The 413-nt window shown below is 58.1% G+C and carries 1 pseudogene and 1 other annotated feature; the pseudogene reads left to right on the forward strand.

The window, feature by feature from the left end:
* Positions 1–49 precede the first annotated feature (49 nt).
* Positions 50–413: pseudogene (locus INT39_RS23075) on the forward strand (transposase); the annotation flags it as partial.
* Positions 328–413, forward strand: a sequence feature (AL1L pseudoknot). This feature is flagged as partial in the annotation. It overlaps the preceding pseudogene by 86 nt.

A 413-nucleotide genomic window follows, 5' to 3' on the forward strand; every position in this document is an offset into this window, starting at 1 on the left:
TGAATCGCACCGGGTTTCGTGGAGGCCTCAACTCTTGAGAGAATGAGGCATGAAGAAATCTAATAGCTATTCCCCTGAAGTCCGTGAACGTGCTGTGCGCATGGTTCTGGAGAACCTGAAGGACTACCCCTCCGAATGGGCAGCCATCGAATCCATTGCGCCCAAGATCGGCTGTGTCCCCCAGACGCTGCATGGCTGGATACGCAAACACCAGACTGATATTGGCCACCGCCCCGGCCAGACGACCGAGGAACGAGAGCGCATCAAGGCTCTGGAACGCGAGAACCGGGAACTGCGCAAAGCGAACGAGATTCTGCGCCTGGCCAGTGCGTATTTTGCCCAGGCGGAGCTCGACCGCCGCAACAAACCCTGAACGCCTTCGTTGACGAGTACCGTGACCGCTACGGAGTCGA

It is taken from the genome of Pseudomonas sp. FME51 (assembly GCF_014897305.1).